Origin of the sequence: Streptomyces mangrovi (assembly GCF_900114215.1) — a bacterium.
GTDB lineage: Bacteria > Actinomycetota > Actinomycetes > Streptomycetales > Streptomycetaceae > Streptomyces > Streptomyces barkulensis.
On sequence record NZ_FOSG01000003.1, the window covers coordinates 51475 to 68221 of the forward strand.

12 protein-coding genes and 1 riboswitch are annotated in these 16747 nt (G+C 75.4%); all 12 genes read left to right on the forward strand.

The window, feature by feature from the left end:
* Nucleotides 1–2 precede the first annotated feature (2 nt).
* The 12 genes from BM237_RS04980 to cbiE all read left to right on the forward strand — a co-directional run bounded on the left by BM237_RS04980 (nt 3) and on the right by cbiE (nt 16736).
* Nucleotides 3–1238: an inorganic phosphate transporter gene (locus tag BM237_RS04980; protein WP_093848248.1), complete on the forward strand. Its 1236-nt coding sequence runs from the start codon at nt 3–5 to the stop codon at nt 1236–1238.
* Nucleotides 1239–1266: 28 nt separating this feature from the next.
* Nucleotides 1267–1482, forward strand: coding sequence for a hypothetical protein (locus BM237_RS04985; protein ID WP_093848250.1), 216 nt, complete (start codon nt 1267–1269; stop codon nt 1480–1482).
* A 269-nt stretch (nt 1483–1751) separates the two neighbouring features.
* A riboswitch (cobalamin riboswitch) is annotated at nt 1752–1877 on the forward strand.
* 137 nt (nt 1878–2014) lie between these two features.
* Complete coding sequence (locus BM237_RS04990) at nt 2015–3070, forward strand: cobalamin biosynthesis protein (protein WP_093848252.1); 1056 nt, start codon at nt 2015–2017, stop codon at nt 3068–3070.
* Entirely contained in the window at nt 3067–4620 is a 1554-nt protein-coding gene (locus BM237_RS04995; protein WP_093848254.1) for a cobyric acid synthase, read from the forward strand. Before BM237_RS04990 ends, BM237_RS04995 begins: the two co-directional genes overlap by 4 nt.
* Before the next feature lie 62 nt (nt 4621–4682).
* Nucleotides 4683–8381 (forward strand): cobaltochelatase subunit CobN, encoded by a 3699-nt coding sequence (gene cobN / locus BM237_RS05000; protein ID WP_093848255.1) that lies wholly within the window; start codon nt 4683–4685, stop codon nt 8379–8381.
* A 101-nt stretch (nt 8382–8482) separates the two neighbouring features.
* Nucleotides 8483–10582 carry a putative cobaltochelatase gene (locus BM237_RS05005; protein WP_093848536.1) on the forward strand — a complete coding sequence of 700 codons (2100 nt, stop codon included), beginning with the start codon at nt 8483–8485 and terminating at the stop codon, nt 10580–10582.
* Nucleotides 10582–11178, forward strand: coding sequence for a cob(I)yrinic acid a,c-diamide adenosyltransferase (gene cobO, locus BM237_RS05010; protein ID WP_093848257.1), 597 nt, complete (start codon nt 10582–10584; stop codon nt 11176–11178). Before BM237_RS05005 ends, cobO begins: the two co-directional genes overlap by 1 nt.
* 4 nt (nt 11179–11182) lie before the next feature.
* Nucleotides 11183–12607 carry a cobyrinic acid a,c-diamide synthase CobB gene (locus BM237_RS05015; protein WP_093848258.1) on the forward strand — a complete coding sequence of 475 codons (1425 nt, stop codon included), beginning with the start codon at nt 11183–11185 and terminating at the stop codon, nt 12605–12607.
* The gene (gene cobI / locus BM237_RS05020) at nt 12604–13407 is read left to right on the forward strand and encodes a precorrin-2 C(20)-methyltransferase (protein ID WP_245793415.1); all 804 of its coding nucleotides are present in this window, start codon (nt 12604–12606) and stop codon (nt 13405–13407) included. The genes BM237_RS05015 and cobI overlap by 4 nt, the downstream gene beginning before the upstream one ends.
* Nucleotides 13408–13508: 101 nt before the next feature.
* A complete protein-coding gene (gene cobM / locus BM237_RS05025) occupies nt 13509–14312 on the forward strand; it encodes a precorrin-4 C(11)-methyltransferase (RefSeq protein WP_093848538.1) in 804 nt (267 codons plus the stop codon).
* On the forward strand, nt 14305–15480 hold the full coding sequence (locus BM237_RS05030) for a cobalt-precorrin-5B (C(1))-methyltransferase (protein ID WP_093848260.1): 1176 nt from the start codon (nt 14305–14307) through the stop codon (nt 15478–15480). The genes cobM and BM237_RS05030 overlap by 8 nt, the downstream gene beginning before the upstream one ends.
* Complete coding sequence (cbiE, locus tag BM237_RS05035; protein WP_093848262.1) at nt 15477–16736, forward strand: precorrin-6y C5,15-methyltransferase (decarboxylating) subunit CbiE; 1260 nt, start codon at nt 15477–15479, stop codon at nt 16734–16736. The genes BM237_RS05030 and cbiE overlap by 4 nt, the downstream gene beginning before the upstream one ends.
* The last annotated feature ends 11 nt before the right edge of the window (nt 16737–16747 follow it).

The following is a 16747-nucleotide window of genomic DNA, read 5'->3' on the forward strand; positions in this document are numbered from 1 at the left end:
GAATGGAAAACATCACGCTTCTCATCGGGATCGTGATCGTCACGGCCTTGGTGTTCGATTTCACCAACGGTTTCCACGACACGGCCAACGCCATGGCCACCACCATTTCCACCGGGGCACTCAAGCCCAAGACCGCGGTGGCGATGTCGGCGGTCCTCAACCTCGTCGGCGCCTTCATCTCGGTCGAGGTCGCCGCGACGATCTCCAAAGGCCTCATCAACGAGGACTCCGGCATCGAACCCGCGGTGATCTTCGCGGGGCTGGTCGGCGCGATCCTGTGGAACCTGCTGACCTGGCTGGCCGGACTCCCCTCCAGCTCCTCGCACGCCCTCATGGGCGGCCTCCTCGGCGCCACGATCGCCGCCGTCGGCATCGGAGCCGTCTCCATCAGCGCCGTCTTCATGAAGGTGCTGATCCCGGCCCTCGTCGCGCCCCTGGTCGCCGGCATCGCGGCCATGCTCGCGACCAGGCTGACCTACCGGATCAGCCGCAACACCGAGGAAGGGCAGGTCGCCAAGGGCTACCGCGCCGGGCAGATCGCCTCGGCCGGCCTGGTCTCCCTGGCCCACGGCACCAACGACGCGCAGAAGACGATGGGTGTCATCACCCTCGCGCTGATCTCCGGCGGCGTGCTCGGCGCCGACGCCGACCCGCCGCTGTGGGTCATCGCCTCGGCCGGCATCGCCATCGCGCTCGGCACCTACCTGGGCGGCTGGCGGATCATCCGCACCATGGGCAAGGGCCTGACCGACATCCGCCCGGCACAGGGCTTCGCCGCCCAGACCAGCTCGGCCGTCACCATCCTGGCCTCCTCCCACCTGGGCTTCGCCCTCTCCACCACGCAGGTCTGCTCCGGCTCGATCATGGGCTGCGGCCTGGGCCGCAAGGGCGGTGTGGTCCGCTGGAGCACCGCCGGCCGCATGGTCGCCGCCTGGGGCCTGACCCTCCCGGCCGCCGGTCTGATCGCCGCGGGCTCCGCGCTGCTGGCCGTCCAGGGCGACTGGGGTGTCACCGTGGTCGCGGTCGTCTGCGCCGCCGCCATCGCCGCCATCTGGTTCGCCTCCCGCCGGGAGCCGGTCGACCACACCAACGTCAACGACGTCGAGCCGGCCGAGGCGGAGGACACGGGCGTGGTCACGGCCGCGATGCAGGCCGTCTCCCCGCCGCCCACCGCCGCCATGGAGGAGGCCGAGAAGGCCTCCGACACCCCGGCGAAGACCACCGTCTCCGCTCCCTGAGCCCGAGCCCCGCGAAGGAAGAAGCACCATGGACATCGACTGGGCGGCCCTCGGCCAGGTCTTCGGCGTCAGTCTCGTGATGACGGTCGGCCTGGTGGGCCTGTTCACCCTCGGCATCGTCGGCCTGGGTACCAACAGCAAGGCGCGGGGCGGCTCCTTCGCCCTGGCCCGCGTCGGCGCCTACGCCAGCTACGCCCTGTGCGCGGCCGCGGTGGCGTACGGCATCTACATCATCGCGGCCTGAGGTCCGAGCGGGCCTGCCAGGACCCCCGCGGCCCCTCAGGCATCGGTACGCCTTCACCGGCGCCCGGCGGACACCGCCGGGCGCCGGTGCGTTTTCCCGGCGCATCTCCCGTGTCCCCGGCCCGCCCGGGGCGCGAGCGTCCCGACGCGCCCCTCGCGCCCCGGCGTGCGCCGTGTGCGCTTCCGCACAGTGCGCCGCCGCAGGTCACGGGTGAGTTGACGCGCCCTCCCGGCCGTGGTGGACTTCCCGTTGCCAAACGGCGGCAGGAGAGGAAGCCGGTGCGAATCCGGCGCGGTCCCGCCACTGTCACCGGGGAGCGCTCCCCCACCCAGCGTCACGGCCCGCACACCGGGCTGGAAGGCCGGGGGAGGCGCCGATCCGGGAGCCAGGAGACTCTCACCGCCGGTCACGTCGAGCCAGGGCGAGGACCCTGAGTGAGGACATACCGCCATGCCCGGCATCCTGCCTGCCGCACCGCCTCCACTGCGCTGTGCCACCGTTCCCGTACGAGGTGTGACGGCCGGCTGACGCGATGCGTGCCGATCACGCCCTCCACCCGGCCATCGCTCCGGCGGACACCGACCTCCCCCCTCCCTCCGGCCTTCCGGCCGCGGGCTACGTGTGCGGGGCGGCCCTGGGGTATCTGCTCGACCTGATCGCCGGCGATCCGCGCCGCGCGCACCCCGTCGCCGCCTTCGGGCGCGCGGCCGCGGCCGCCGAGCGCCTGCTGTGGCGCGACCACCGCGGCGCGGGCGCGCTGTACACCGCCGTGTGCGCGGGCGGCGCCACGGCCGCCGCGGCGGCGCTGGACCGTGCCGTGCGCCGCTCCCCCGCCGCCCGTACCGCCCTCACGGCCGCCGCCGTCTGGGCGGTGGTCGGCGGTACGACGCTGGCGCGCGAGGCCCGCGAGATCGCCGCCGCGCTGGAGGCGGGCGACCTGGAGGCGGCCCGCGCCCGGCTGCCGCACCTGTGCGGACGCGATCCGCAGGCGCTGGACGCCGACGGCATCGCCCGTGCGGTGGTCGAGTCCGTCGCCGAGAACACCTCCGACGCCGTGGTGGGCGCGCTGGTGTGGGGGGCTGCCGCCGGTGTGCCGGGGCTGGCGGGCTTCCGGGCCGTCAACACCCTGGACGCGATGGTCGGCCACCGCTCACCGCGCCATCTGCGCTTCGGCTGGGCCTCGGCCCGGCTGGACGACGTGGCGGGATGGCCCGGCGCCCGGCTGACCGCGCTGCTGGCCGCGCTCGCCGGTCCCGATCCGCGCGGCGCACTGCGCGCCCGGCGCGCGGACGCCCGCCGCCATCCCAGCCCCAACGCCGGTGTGGTCGAGGCGGCGTTCGCGGGCGCGCTGGGTCTGCGGCTGGGCGGGACGCTGTCGTACGGCGGGCGCGTCGAGCACCGGCCGGTCCTGGGCGCCGGCGGCCGCCCGGTGCGAGTGGAGGACATCGAGCGCGCCGTGCGGCTCTCGCGCCGGGTGTGCGCGCTGGCGCTGGCGGTCTGCGGCACCGCCGGGGCCCTGCGGGAGACCCGTGCCGTACGGCCGGGAAAGCGGCGGGGGCGGCGCAGGACGTCGGGGGGCGGGCTGTGACGGGCGGCGGGCTGCTGATCGCGGGAACGACCTCGGACGCGGGCAAGAGCGTGGTCACGGCGGGCATCTGCCGCTGGCTGGCCCGCGGGGGTGTGAAGGTGGCGCCGTTCAAGGCGCAGAACATGTCGCTGAACTCCTTCGTGACGCGCGAGGGCGCCGAGATCGGCCGTGCCCAGGCCATGCAGGCCGCCGCGGCCGGTGTGGAGCCGAGCGCGCTGATGAACCCCGTGCTCCTCAAACCGGGCGGCGACCGCTCCAGCCAGGTGGTGCTGCTGGGCCGGCCGGTGGGCGAGATGAGCGCGCGCGGTTACTTCGGGGACCCCGGAGTGCCGCCGTCCCCCGGCGGGGCGCGGCGCGCGGGCCGGCGGGAGGACCTGCTGGAGACGGTCACCGACTGCCTGGCCGAGCTGCGCCGCACCCACGACGCGGTGATCTGCGAGGGCGCCGGCAGCCCGGCCGAGATCAACCTGCGGCGCACCGACATCGTCAACATGGGTCTGGCGCGCGCCGCGCGGCTTCCGGTCGTGGTGGTCGGCGACATCGACCGCGGCGGCGTCTTCGCCTCCCTCTTCGGCACCACCGCCCTGCTGGCGCCCGGGGACCAGGCGCTGGTGGCGGGTTATCTGGTCAACAAGTTCCGCGGCGACGTCACGCTCCTCGAACCCGGTCTGGAGATGCTGCGGGGCCTGACCGGCCGGCCGGTGCTGGGCGTGCTGCCCTACGCGCACGGCCTGGGCATCGACGAGGAGGACGGGCTGCGGCTGTCGCTGCGCGGAGGGGTGCGCGAGTCGGCCGTCGCGCCGCCGCACGGCCGCGACGTGCTGCGGGTCGCGGTGGTGCCCGTGCCGCTGATGTCGAACTTCACGGACGTGGACGCGCTGGCGGCCGAGCCGGGCGTGGTGGTGCGGTTCACCGACCGGCCCGAGGAACTGGCCGACGCCGATCTGGCGGTCGTGCCGGGCACCCGCGGCACCGTGCGGGCACTGGCCTGGCTGCGCGAACGCGGGCTGGCCGGCGCGCTGGCCCGCCGGGCGGCCGAGGGCCGCCCGGTACTGGGGATCTGCGGCGGCTTCCAGTTGCTGGGTGAACGGATCGAGGACGAGGTGGAGTCGCGCGCCGGGACGGTCGACGGTCTGGGCCTGCTGCCGGTGCGGGTGCGCTTCGAGGCGGAGAAGACCCTGGCCCGGCCGGTGGGCGAGGCGCTGGGCGAGCGGGTGGAGGGCTACGAGATCCACCACGGCGTGGCCGAGGTCGCCGGCGGCGACGAGCCCTTCCTGGACGGCTGCCGCACCGGCTCGGTGTGGGGCACGCACTGGCACGGCTCGCTGGAGAGCGACGGCTTCCGGCGCGCCTTCCTGCGGCGGGTGGCCGCCGACGCGGGGCGGGCGTTCGTCCCCGCCCCGGACACCTCCTTCGCCGCGCTGCGCGAGGAACAGCTGGACCGGCTGGGCGATCTGGTGGAGGAGCACGCCGACACCGCCGCGCTGCTGCGGCTGATCGAGGGCGGCGCGCCCGAGGGCCTGCCGTTCGTGCCGCCGGGTGCGCCGTGAGCGGCGCGAGCCGAACGACCGATGCGACCGATGCGAAGGACGTACGAACCGATGGGAGCTCGATGAGCACGGTACTGCTGCTGTCCACCGCCGACACCGACCTGCTGGCGGCCCGCGCCTCCGGCGCCCCGTACCGCATCGCCAACCCGGCGCGCGTCGATGTCGCCGGGGAGCTGCCCGCGCTCGTGGAGGGCGCGGACATCGCCGTCGTACGCCTGCTGGGCGGCCGGCGCGCCTGGGAGGACGGGCTGGTGGCGCTGCGCGCCACCGGGATCCCGACGGTGCTGCTGGGCGGCGAGTCCGTCCCGGACGCGGAGCTGATGGCCGCCTCCACCGTCCCGGCCGGTGTGGTCGCCGAGGCGCTGAGGTATCTGGTGGCGGGCGGGCCGGAGAACCTGGCGGAGCTGGTGCGCTTCCTGTCCGACACCGTGCTGCTGACCGGCCACGGCTTCGCCGGGCCGCGCCCGATGCCCGAGTACGGCGTGCGCGGCGACCGGGGGCACGACCCGTCCCGGCCGACGGTGGGCGTGCTGTTCTACCGGGCCCACGAGCTGTCGGGGAACACCGCCTTCGTCGACACGCTGTGCGACGCGATCGAGGAGCGCGGCGCCAACGCCCTGCCGGTGTACTGCGGTTCGCTCAGGAGCGCCGACCCCGGCCTGTACGAGCTGCTGGGTCGCGCCGACGCGCTGGTCGCCACCGTGCTCGCCGCCGGCGGCGCCCACGCGGCGGACGCGAGCGCGGGCGGCGACGACGAGACCTGGGACGTCGGCGCGCTGGCCGAACTGGACGTCCCCGTGGTCCAGGGCCTGTGCCTGACCGGCTCCCGCGCCGTCTGGGAGGCCTCCGACGCCGCCCTCTCCCCGATGGACGCGGCGATGCAGGTGGCGATCCCGGAGTTCGACGGGCGGCTGGTCACCGTGCCGTTCTCCTTCAAGGAGGACGGCCCCGACGGGGTGCCCGTCTACGTCGCCGACCCCGAGCGGGCCCGCCGGGTGGCCGGGATCGCGGTGCGGCACGCGGCCCTGCGGCACAGGCCGAACGCGGACAAGCGGATCGCCCTGGTCTTCACCGCCTACCCCACCAAGCACTCGCGCGTCGGCAACGCCGTGGGCCTGGACACCCCGGCCTCGGCCGTGGAACTGCTCCGCGCCCTGCGCGAGGCCGGTTACGACACCGGCGAGCTGCCCGGGACCGGCGACGAGCTGATCCACCGGCTGATCGCGGCGGGCGGTCACGACGTGGAGTGGCTGACCGAGGAGCAGCTGGCCGCCGCGCCCGCCCGGGTGCCGCTGGCCGACTACCGGCGGTGGTTCGCCGCGCTCGACCCGGGGCTGCGCGAGGCCATGCGCGAGCACTGGGGCGAGCCGCCGGGCTCGCTGTACGTGGACGGTGAGGGCGAGGAGGCCGAGATCGTGCTGGCCTCGCTGCGGCTGGGCAACGTGGTGGTGATGATCCAGCCGCCGCGCGGCTTCGGCGAGAACCCCATCGCGATCTACCACGACCCCGATCTGCCGCCCTCCCACCACTACCTGGCGGCCTACCGCTGGATGGAGGCCCCGCCGGAGCAGGGGGGCTTCGGCGCCGACGCCGTGGTCCACATGGGCAAGCACGGCACGATGGAGTGGCTGCCGGGCAAGGGCCTGGGCCTGTCGGCCGGCTGCGCCCCCGACGCGGTGCTGGGCGACCTGCCGCTGGTCTACCCGTTCATCGTCAACGACCCCGGCGAGGGGACGCAGGCCAAGCGCCGCGGCCACGCCACGGTCGTCGACCATCTGGTGCCTCCGATGGCGCGCGCCGACTCCTACGGCGATCTGGCCAAACTGGAGCAGTTGCTGGACGAGTACGCGCTGGTGAGCGATCTGGACCCGGCCAAGGCCCCGGCCGTGCGCAGCCAGATCTGGACGCTGGTGCGGGCCGCCGAGCTCCACCACGACCTGCGGGTGGAGGAGCAGCCGGACGAGGACGAGTTCGACGAGTTCGTCATGCACATCGACGGCTGGCTGTGCGAGATCAAGGATGTGCAGATCCGCGACGGCCTGCATGTGCTGGGCGGCGGGCCGGTGGGTGAACCGCGCGTCAACCTGGTGCTGGCGGTACTGCGTTCGGCCCAGGTGTGGGGCGGGGTCGGCGGCGCGCTGCCGGGCTTGCGGGCGGTGCTGGCCGAACACGTGGGACTGGTGGAGTCCGAACTGCTGGCCGAGCCGGGGGCGCGCCTGAAGGTGCCGGGGGCCCTGACCGCGCTCGCGGACGGCCCTGCCCGTACCGCCTCCGACGCGGTGGACCTGCTGGAACACCTGGCGCGGCGGCTGGTGGAGTCGATGGAGGCCCGCGGCTGGGCGCGCGAGGCGGCCCCGGAGGTGGTGGCCGAGGTGCTGGAGGCCGAACTGCCGGGCGCCGTGCGCGTCCTGGAGTTCGCCGCGGACGAGGTCGTGCCCCGGCTGGAGCGCACCGGGGACGAGATCGGCAACGTGCTGCACGCGCTGGCCGGCGGCTACGTGCCCGCCGGCCCCTCCGGTTCGCCCACCCGCGGCCTGGTCAACGTGCTGCCCACGGGGCGGAACTTCTACTCCGTGGACCCCAAGGCGATCCCGTCCAAGCTGTCGTGGGACGTCGGCAGCGCGCTGGCGGACTCCCTGCTGGCCCGGCATCTGGCCGACCACGGCGAGTACCCGAGGTCGGTGGGCCTGACGGTGTGGGGCACCTCCTGCATGCGCACCCAGGGCGACGACATCGCGGAGATCCTGGCGCTGCTGGGCTGCCGCCCGGTGTGGGACGACGCCTCCCGGCGGGTGACGGGCTTCGAGATCGTCCCCCTGGAGGAGCTGGGCCGGCCGCGCGTCGACGTCACCGTCCGCATCTCCGGCTTCTTCCGGGACGCATTCCCGCACGTGGTGGCGCTGGTGGACGACGCGGTGCGGGCGGTGGCGGAGCTGGACGAGCCCGCCGAGTCCAACCACGTACGCGCCCACGCCGACGAGGACACCGCCGCGCACGGCGACCGGCGCAGGGCCACGGCGAGGATCTTCGGCTCCAAGCCGGGCGCGTACGGGGCCGGGCTGCTGCCGCTGATCGACGCCCGCAACTGGCGCTCGGACGCGGACCTGGCCGAGGTGTACGCCGTGTGGGGCGGTTACGCGTACGGGCGCGGGCTGGACGGCCGCCCGGCGCGCGGCGACATGGAGACGGCGTTCCGCCGGATCCAGGTGGCGGCCAAGAACGTCGACACCCGCGAGCACGACATCGCCGACGCCGACGACTACTTCCAGTACCACGGCGGCATGGTGGCGATGGTGCGCCATCTGACCGGGGACTCCCCCGAGGCGTACGTGGGCGACTCGGCCGTCCCCGACCAGGTGCGGACGCGGACGCTGGGCGAGGAGACCCACCGGGTCTTCCGTGCCCGGGTGGTCAACCCGCGCTGGATGGCGGCGATGCGGCGGCACGGCTACAAGGGCGCCTTCGAGATGGCGGCCACCGTCGACTACCTCTTCGGCTACGACGCGACGGCCGGGGTGGTGGACGACTGGATGTACCAGCGGCTCGCGGCCGAGTACGTCTTCGACGAGACCAACCAGGAGTTCATGAAGCGCTCCAACCCGTGGGCGCTGCGCGGCGTGACCGAGCGGCTGCTGGAGGCCGCCGACCGCGGGCTGTGGGCCGAGCCGGAGGCACGGACCCTGGAGCGGCTGCGCGAGATCTACCTCGAACTCGAGGGCGACCTGGAGAGCGGTTCCGACGATCTGGAGGGCGACGCGTGACCACCGCGAACACGACCACGGCGAACACGACCACGGCGACCACCGGGAACACGGCGGTCCCCGCGAACACGACCGCCTATCCGTTCACCGCGATCGTCGGCATGGACGACCTGCGGCTGGCACTGCTGCTGAACGCGGTCTCGCCGGCCGTCGGCGGCGTCCTGGTGCGCGGCGAGAAGGGGACGGCGAAGTCCACCGCGGTACGGGCTCTGGCGGCGCTGATACCGCCGGTCGAGGCCGTACCCGGCTGTCGCTTCTCCTGCGACCCGCGCCGCCCCGACCCCGCCTGCCCGGACGGGCCGCACGAGGCGGGGCCGGGCACGAGCCGGCCGGCCCGGATGGTGGAGCTGCCGGTGGGCGCCTCCGAGGACCGGCTCGTGGGATCGCTGGACATCGAGCGGGCCCTGTCGGAGGGGGTGAAGGCCTTCGAGCCGGGGCTGCTGGCACAGGCCCACCGGGGCGTCCTCTACGTGGACGAGGTCAATCTGCTGCAGGACTTCCTCATCGACTCGCTCCTGGACGCCGCCGCGATGGGCGTGGTCCACATCGAGCGCGAGGGCGTCTCGGTGCGGCACTCCTCCCGCTTCCTGCTGGTGGGGACGATGAACCCCGAGGAGGGCGAGCTGCGCCCGCAGCTGCTGGACCGCTTCGGGCTGACCGTGGAAGTCGCCGCCTCCCGGGAGACCGGAGAGCGGATGGAGGTCGTGCGGCGGCGCCTGGCCTACGAGGAGGATCCGGCGGCCTTCGCCGCCCACTGGGCCGGCGAGGAGAGCGGGTTGCGGGAGCGGATCGCGGCCGCGCGGGCACTGCTGCCCGGGGTGCGGCTGGGCGACACCGCGCTGCGGCAGATCGCCGCCACCTGCGCGGCCTTCGAGGTGGACGGGATGCGGGCCGACATCGTGATGGCGCGTACCGCCACCGCGCTGGCGGCCTGGGCGGGGCGCACCGACGTGGTGGCCGAGGACGTACGGCGGGCGGCGCTGCTGGCCCTGCCGCACCGCAGGCGCCGCAACCCCTTCGACGCGCCCGGCCTGGACGAGGACAAGCTGGACGAGACGCTGCGGAGCAGCGGCGGCACGGACGACGAGCCGGACCCGGACGGGCCGGACGGCGGCCCTGGTGGCGGGGACGGTGGCGGGGACGGTGGCGGGCAGCCGCCGCAGGACAGCCCGCAGGGACCGGCCGACGCACCCGAGCCCTCCAAGACCTCCAAGCCCTCCGAGCCCTCTCTCCCCGGGCAGTCGCGCGACGGAGAGGGCACCGGACCGGAGCAGAGCGGCGAACAGGGCGGCGAGCAGGCCCCCGCCCGCGCCGGTGAGCCGTTCCGCGCCCGCACGCTGCACGTACCGGGTGTGGGCGAGGGCACGGCGGGGCGGCGCTCGCGCGCCCGTACCACGCAGGGCCGCACCACCGGCGCCCGCCGGCCGCGGGGCGCGCTGTCCCGGCTGCACCTGGCCGCGACCGTCCGGGCCGCCGCCCCGCACCAGCGGGCGCGGGGCCGCTCCGGACCCGGGCTGCTGATGCGCCGGGAGGATCTGCGCGAGGCGGTGCGCGAGGGCCGGGAGTCCAATCTCGTGCTGTTCGTCGTGGACGCCTCCGGCTCGATGGCCGCACGGCAGCGGATGGGCGCGGTCAAGGGCGCGGTGCTGTCGCTGCTGCTGGACGCCTACCAGCGCCGCGACAAGGTCGGCCTGATCTCCTTCCGCGGCTCGGGCGCCGAGGTGGCCCTGCCGCCGACCTCGTCGGTGGACGCCGCCGCGGCGCGTCTGGAGTCGCTGCCGACCGGTGGCCGCACCCCGCTGGCCGCCGGACTGCTGAAGGCCCGCGACGTACTGCGGACCGAGCGGCTGCGCGACCCCTCGCGGCGCCCGCTGCTGGTCGCCGTCACCGACGGGCGGGCGACGGGCGGTCCGCGGCCGGTGCCGCGCGCCCGGCAGGCCGCGCGGCTGCTGGCCGCCGACGGCACCGCCTCGGTGGTGATCGACTGCGAGTCCGGACCGGTGCGGCTCGGACTGGCCGGAGCGCTCGCCGCCGAACTGGGCGGCCCCGCCGTGACGCTGGAGGAGCTGCGCGCCGACACCGTGACCGGGCTCGTCCGCTCCCTGCAGACCCCCGGCCGCACTCACAGGACCGACCGCGAGAACACCGACAGGAACACCCACAGGAACACCGACAGGAACACCGGCAGGAGGGCCGCGTAGTGCCGAAAGGACAGCCGAGTGTCGTCCCCGACGACGGTCTCACCACACGCCAGCGCCGCAACCGCCCGCTGCTGGCGGTCCACACGGGCACCGGCAAGGGCAAGTCGACGGCCGCCTTCGGGCTGGCACTGCGCGCCTGGAACCAGGGCTGGCCGATCGGGGTGTTCCAGTTCGTGAAGTCCGCCAAGTGGCGGGTCGGCGAGGAGCGGGCGCTGCGCGTACTGGGCGCGAGCGGCGAGGGCGGCACCGTGGCCTGGCACAAGATGGGCGAGGGCTGGTCGTGGGTGCAGCGCGGCATCGAGTCCTCCGAGGAGGCGGCGCGCGAGGGCTGGGAGCAGGTCAAACGCGATCTGGCGGCCGAGACCTACCGGCTGTACGTGCTGGACGAGTTCGCCTACCCGATGCACTGGGGCTGGGTGGACACCGACGAGGTGGTCGAGGTGCTGCGGACCCGTCCCGGCGTCCAGCATGTGGTGATCACCGGGCGGAACGCTCCGGAGGCGCTGCTCGGCGCCGCCGACCTGGTGACGGAGATGACCAAGGTCAAGCACCCGATGGACGCCGGCCAGAAGGGCCAGCGGGGCATCGAGTGGTGATCGGATCGTGAGTACCGCGCTTCCCCGGCTGGTCGTGGCCGCGCCCTCCTCGGGCAGCGGCAAGACCACCGTCGCCACCGGTCTGATGGCCGCCTTCACGGCGGCCGGGCTGGAGGTCTCCCCGCACAAGGTGGGCCCGGACTACATCGACCCGGGCTACCACGCGCTGGCCACCGGCCGTCCCGGCCGCAACCTCGACGCGTACCTGTGCGGCCCGGATCTGGTCGCGCCGCTGTTCCTGCACGGGGCGGCCGGCGCGGACGTGGCCGTGGTCGAGGGCGTGATGGGGCTGTACGACGGGGCGGCGGGCCTCGGTGAGCTCTCCTCGACCGCGCAGGTGGCCAAGCTGCTGCGGGCGCCGGTGGTGCTGGTGGTGGACGCCTCCTCGCAGTCGCGTTCGGTGGCGGCGCTGGTGCACGGCTTCGCGTCCTGGGATCCGGAGGTCCGCGTCGCGGGGGTGATCCTCAACAAGGTGGCCTCCGACCGCCACGAGGAGCTGCTGCGCGAGGCGCTGGACGCCTGCGGGGTGCCGGTGCTGGGCGTGCTGCGCCGGGCACCGTTGGTGCGCACCCCCTCGCGTCATCTGGGTCTGGTGCCGGTGGCCGAGCGGCGGGCGGAGGCGACCGGGGCGGTGGCGGAGTTGGCGCAGCGGGTGCGGTCCGGCTGCGATCTGGGGGCGCTGCTCGCCCTGGCGCACTCCTCGCCGCCGCTGCCGCAGGAGCCGTGGGCGCCGCCCGTGCCCGCGAGCCGGCCGAGCGGGCGTCCGGTGGTGGCCGTCGCGGGCGGGGCCGCGTTCACCTTCTCCTACGCCGAGCACGCCGAGCTGCTGCGGGCGGCGGGAGCGGATGTGGCCGTCTTCGACCCGCTGCGGGACACCGCGCTGCCGCCGGGCACGGCCGGGCTGGTCCTGGGCGGCGGCTTCCCGGAGGTGTACGCGCCGGAGCTGTCGGCGAACGAGCCGCTGCGCCGGGAGGTGGCGAAGCTGGCCGCCTCGGGGGCGCCGGTCGCCGCCGAGTGCGCCGGACTGCTGTATCTGGCCAGGGAGTTGGACGGCGAGCCGATGTGCGGGGTGCTCGACGCCACCGCACGGATGACCGAACGGCTCACCCTCGGCTACCGCGACGCGGTGGCGGTCGGCGACAGCGTCCTGGCCGCCGCGGGGACGCGGATGCGCGGCCACGAGTTCCACCGCACGGCGGTGGACCCCGGCGCCGGGGGACCGGAGACCGGGGAGCAGGAGAACGCGAAGCCGGGGAACAGGGCCGCGCCGGCATGGGGGCTGACCTCGCGCGGCTCCCGGCCCGGGCGCCGGGTCGAAGGCTTTGTGAAGAACGGCGTGCATGCCTCGTATCTGCATGTGCACTGGGCCGCCGAGCCGTCCGTGGCCCGGCGTTTCGTCGGAAGTTGTGTCGGAGGGTGTGCGGCGTGAACAGCGGCGTGAACGGTAGCGGCGGTGAGGCGCGGGAGGCCGGCGGGCCACGGCTCGTCGGCGTCGGGGTGGGCCCCGGAGATCCGGACCTGGTGACGGTCAAGGGCGTCAAGGCGCTGCGCTCGGCGGACGTGGTGGTGGTGCCCGTGATGGAGGGCAGCGGTACGGGACGCGCCGAGGCCACCGTCCTGCACTACGTGTCGCGCGAGCGGATCGTGCGGGTGGTCTTCGCGCTCAACGAACGTGATGACCACACCCGCCGGGAGGCGGCGTGGGACGCGGCGGGCGAACGCGTCGCCGGACTGCTGCGCGCCCACGGCTCGGTGGCGTTCGCGACCATCGGCGACCCGAACGTCTACTCCACCTTCACCTATCTCGCCCAGACCGTCGGCGCCCTGGTGCCGGAGGCGGTCGTGGAGACCGTGCCGGGCATCACCGCGATGCAGGACCTGGCCGCGCGCGGCGGGGCGGTGCTCACCGAGGGGACGGAGCCGCTGACGCTGGTGCCGGTGACGGCCGGGACGGCGGTGCTCCGGCAGGCCCTGGAGGGGCCGGGGACGGTGGTGGCCTACAAGTTCGGGCGGCGGGCGGGCGAGGTCGCCGCCGCGCTGCGCGCCACGGGTCGTACCGAGGGCGCGGTGTGGGGCTCGGCGCTGGGGCTGCCGCAGGAGTCGATCCGCCCGGCGGCCGACCTGGAGGCCGCTGCGGGGGCCGGCCCGGCCGCCGGGGGGACCGAACTCCCCTATCTGTCCACGCTCATCGCTCCCGCCCGCCGGGAGAGCCGAGGAGGCAAGCTGTGACCGCCACGACCCCCGACGGAACCGCCGGTGCGGCCGGAGCCGCACAGACCACCGGGAGGACCCCGAAGGCCACCGGGAGGACCCCGGGGAGTGCCGGGAAGGTGACCATCGTGGGCGCCGGCCCCGGCGCCGCCGATCTGCTCACCTTCCGCGCCGCCCGCGCCATCGCCGAGGCCGACATCGTGGTGTGGGCGGCCAGCCTGGTGCGCGAGGAGGTCCTCGAGCACGCCCGCGAGGACGCGCAGATCCTGGACTCGGCCTCGATGTCCCTGGAGGACGTGATCGCCGTCTACGAGCGCGCGGCCCGTGAGGGGCTGCGGGTGGCGCGCGTCCACTCCGGCGATCCGGCGCTGTGGGGCGGCACCCAGGAGCAGGTGGACCGCTGCGCGGAGCTGGGCGTCGAGGTGGAGATCGTCCCCGGAGTGTCGTCGTTCTCGGCGGTGGCGGCCATCGCGGGGCGGGAGCTGACGATCCCGGAGGTCGCCCAGTCGGTGATCCTCACCCGGCTCGGCGGCGGCAAGACGCCGATGCCGCCGGGCGAGGAGGTGCGGGAGTTCGCCCGGCACGGCACGACCATGGCGGTCTTCCTGTCGGCGGCGCGCTCGGGGCAGCTGGCGGTGGAGCTGCTGGAGGGCGGCTATCCGACCGACACCCCGGTGGTGATCGCCCACCAGGCGACCTGGCCGGAGGAGCTGGTGCTGCGCTGCACGGTGGGGACCCTGGAGGAGACCGTCAAGGAGCACCGGCTGTGGAAGCACACCCTGTTCCTCGTCGGCCCCGCGCTGTCCGCCTCCGGCACGCGCTCGCACCTGTACCACCCCGGGCACTTCCACGGTCACCGCCGCGCGCGGCCGGAGGCGCGCCGGGCGCTGCGCGCGGCCCGGGAGGCGGCGGGCCGTGGCTGAGGAGCCGGAGCACGGGCCCGCCCGGGGACCGAAGCTGCGGGAGCCGGACCTGCCGCGTACCGCCAAGCAGCGGCCGAAGGCGCTGCGCACCGGCTGGACGACCGGCACCTGCGCCTCGGCGGCGGCCCGCGCCGCCGCGCTGCACCTGGTCACGGGCGAACCCCAGCCCTGGGTCGAGGTCGCGCTGCCCTCGGGGCGGCGGGTGACCTTCGCCGTGGAACGCTCGGCCGAGCTGCGGCCGGGCCGCACCGAGGCGGTGGTGGTCAAGGACGCGGGCGACGACCCGGACGTCACCCACGGCTCGCATCTGACCGCCACGGTGAGCTGGCGCGGCGAGCCGGGCATCGAGCTGCACGGCGGCGTCGGCGTCGGTGTCGTCACCCGGCCGGGGCTCGGCCTGGCGGTGGGCGGCCCGGCGATCAACCCGGTGCCCCGTGCCATGATCAGCCAGGCGGTGGGCGAGGTCGTCGACACCGCGGAGCGCGGCGTGGACGTCACCATCAGCGTGCCCGACGGCGAGAAGCGCGCCCGCAGGACCACCAACGCCCGGCTCGGCATCCTCGGCGGCATCTCCATCCTGGGGACGACCGGGATCGTCCGGCCGTTCTCGACGGCCTCCTGGCGGGCGAGCGTGGAGCAGGCGGTGTCGGTGGCCGCCGCGCAGGGCGTCCCGGCCGTGGTGCTGTGCACCGGCGGGCGCACCGAGAAGGGCGCCATGGAGCTGCTGCCCGGGCTGCCCCCGGTGTGCTTCATCGAGGTCGGCGACTTCACGGGCGCCGCGCTGCGGCGTGCGGTGGAGCACGGTGTGGGCCGGGTGGTGTTCGTCGGCATGGTGGGGAAACTGACCAAGCTGGCCTCCGGGGTGCTGATGACGCACTACACGCGGTCGAAGGTGGACACGAGCGTCCTGGCCGACGTCACCCGCGCGGTGGGCGGCGCGGACGCGCTGGCGGCCGAGGTCGCGGAGGCGAACACCGCCCGCCACGCGTACGAGCTGTGGGACGCGGCGGGGCTGCTGCAGTCGGCCGCGCCGGAGCTGTGCCGCCGGGTGGTGGACGTGCTGGAGCGCTTCACCGACCACCGGATCGCCGCGGAGGCGGCCATGGTGGACTTCACCGGCCGCACGGTGGTCGCCCTGTGCTCCGACGACGGAGGGCTGCTGCCGTGATCACGGTCGTGGGCACAGGTACGGGCGCGGGGACAGGGGCGGGGGCCCACGGGCCCGGCGCGCTGTCCTGGCAGGGGGTCCGCCTGGCCGTGGGAGCGCGCCGCCATCTGGAGGCGGCCGACCCTCCCCCCGGAGTGCGGCGCGTGGTCCTGGGGCCGCTCGCCCCGGCGCTGGACGCCGTAGAGCGGCAGCTGTCGGAGGACGGGGGGCCGGTGGTGGTGCTCGCCTCCGGTGATCCCGGGTTCTTCGGGATCGTCCGCTCGCTCGCCGAACGCTTCGGCGCGCACGCCCTGGACGTACGGCCCACCGCGCCGTCCGTCGCGGTGGCCTTCGCCCGCGCCGGACTGCCGTGGGACGACGCCGCCGTGGTCAGCGCACACGGGCGCGACCCGCGCACCGCCGTCAACGTCTGCCGCGCGCATCCCAAGACCGCCGTGCTCACCGGACCCGGCGCGGGACCCGCCGAGCTGGGCGCCGCCCTGGCCGCCGCCGGGCTGCCGCGCACCCTGGTGGTGGCGAGCGCGCTGGGCACGGCGGGCGAACGCGTCGAGCGCCTCTCCCCCGCCGAGGCCGCCGCCCGCACCTGGCCCGGCGAGGTCAGCGTGGTGCTGTGCCTGGACACCTCCCGCACTCTGGCCCCCGCGCCCCGGGCGCTCGCCGGACCGCGGCGCCAGCCGGCCGGCTGGGCGCTGCCGGAGGACGCCTTCACCCACCGCGACTCGATGATCACCAAGTACGAGGTGCGGGCGCTGGCGCTGGCCCGGCTCGGGCCGCGCCCGGGCGACCTGGTCTGGGACGTCGGGGCGGGCTCAGGCTCCGTCGCCGTGGAGTGCGCCCGCCTGGGCGCGGCGGCCGTCGCCGTGGAGCGCACCGCCGACGGCGCCGAACGCTGCCGCGCCAACGCCGCGGCCCACGGTGTGGACCTCCAGACCGTGCACGGCACGGCCCCCGGCGTCCTCGCCGAACTGCCCGAGCCCGACGCCGTGTTCGTCGGCGGCGGGGGGCGGGAGCTGGAGGCGATCGTGGCCGCCTGCGCGCTCCGCGCCCGCCGTACGGTCGTCGTCACGCTCGCCGCGCTGGACCGCGTACCGGCGGTGCGGGCCGCGCTCGGCGCCGCCGGTCTGGCCGCCGACGGCGTGCTGCTGCAGTCCTCCCGGCTGGCTCCCCTGCCCGGCGATGTGGTGCGGCTCGCCGCCGGCAATCCCGTCTTCGTCCTGTGGGGCACCCGCCCCGGCACCGAAGGAGCATCCTCGTGAACGCCCCGAAC